The organism is Candidatus Aminicenantes bacterium (assembly GCA_026393795.1).
Taxonomy (GTDB): Bacteria; Acidobacteriota; Aminicenantia; order UBA2199; family UBA2199; genus UBA2199.
Window position 1 is genome coordinate 1 of record JAPKZL010000309.1, and the last position, 1699, is coordinate 1699.

Annotated in this window: 1 protein-coding gene; it reads left to right on the top strand. The window is 56.0% G+C overall.

Annotated features, from left to right (window positions below):
- Window positions 1-15: 15 nt before the first annotated feature.
- Window positions 16-1699, top strand: a 1684-nt coding sequence (locus NTW95_15085) for a protein kinase (protein ID MCX6558731.1), incomplete at its 3' end; no start/stop codon positions are given.

Genomic DNA, 1699 nt, shown 5'->3' on the forward strand with positions numbered 1-1699 from the left:
GAGGGCATGGTGTTCATGGTCATGACCTACTATGCTGGCCACACACTGAATGAGCGGATCAAGCAGGGGCCGTTGGCCATTTCCGAAGCCCTTGACATCGCCATACAGACGGCCGAAGGCCTGGCGCAGGCGCACCAGAAAGGCATCATTCACCGCGACATCAAACCGGGCAACATCTTGCTCGGCGCAGATGGTCGGGTGAAGATCCTGGACTTCGGCTTGGCCAAACTCGCAGGCGCTACGATTCTGACGCGCGACGGCACGACGATGGGCACGGTCAGTTACATGTCCCCGGAGCAGGTTCGGGGGCAAGCGACGGACCGCAGAACCGACATATGGTCACTGGGCGTCGTGCTCTATGAGATGCTCATCGGGCGCCCCCCGTTTGCCGGCGAATATCCCCAGTCCATCATGTATGGCATCCAAAACGAAATCCCGGCTCCCCTGACATCCTTGCGAACCGGCGTGCCACTGCAGCTGGAACGCATCGTGAGCAAAACCCTGGCCAAGGCCCCCGGCGAGCGGTATCAATTCCTGGAAGACATGCTGGTGGATTTGCGAGCGATTAAAAAAACATTGCTGAAACAAGAGCCCCCCACTATCTCCATACCAACACCAGGATCGCAACAGCCGACCACCGAGACCGCGGCGTTGGGACGGGCAACCGGCCAGCCGAGTCGCCGCCGGCTGGTCCTGACATTGGGTTCGATCGTTTTGTCCATCCTAGCCATTCTGCTGTGGTTTAAACTTAAGCACAATCCCGAAGCGGGACGCGGGGAAACCGCATCGGTGCCACAATCCCACCGTTCGCAAAAGAGGTCGGCAAACGCCGAGGCAAATGAATATTTTGAAAAAGGGCTGTTTTTCCTAAATGCGCAATTGGACCTGCTGCGAGCCAGGCAGATGCTGGAACGCGCCTTGGCCCTCGATGGCACCTTCGCCGAGGCGCGGGCCTGGTACGCCTTCACATTTTTTCTGATGATTGACATCGGGATTTCCAACGATTCCAAGTGGATCTACAAAGCGGAGGAGGAGCTGCGGCGGGCCCTGAAAGATGATCCGGATTCAGCCCGAGCCCATTCGGCTCTGGCTGCGATATATTACTATTCCGCCCGAAAGGAATCTGTACGAATTGAAGCCGAAAAAGCGCTGGCTATATCCCCGGATGACGAAGACGGGAAAAACTGGCTGGCGAATTACTATTTATTGAATGGGGATTACGCCACAGCCCAGAAGCTGCACGCCGACATCCTGGCACATAACCCGCTTTTTTTCCCGGCGAGGATGATGCTGGGAGAGGGATATCGTCTTCAAGGAAACATCACCGCAGCGATTCGAGAACAGGAAAAGGTTCTGGAGCAGGATCCAAAAAATATATATGCGATTGAAAAACTGGCCCGAGCCTATATCGATGCCGTAAACCTTCCTTTGGCACGACGAACCCTGGAACGCCTGCCTGCGGCCAATCGGCAAAATTACATAATAAAGATTTCCTGGGCGCTGGTACTGATATTGGAAGGGAAAAATGCAGAAGCACACAAGGAAATGGACAAGGAAACCCTGAAGTATGCCGCCATTGCCACCGAGAGCACGTTGGATGTTGCCGACTTCTATGCCTTGGCCGGCGACCCCGTCGCGGCGCTGGATTGGCTGGAGCGGGCAGTACGCAACGGCGATGAACGAGACGAATGGTTCCGGC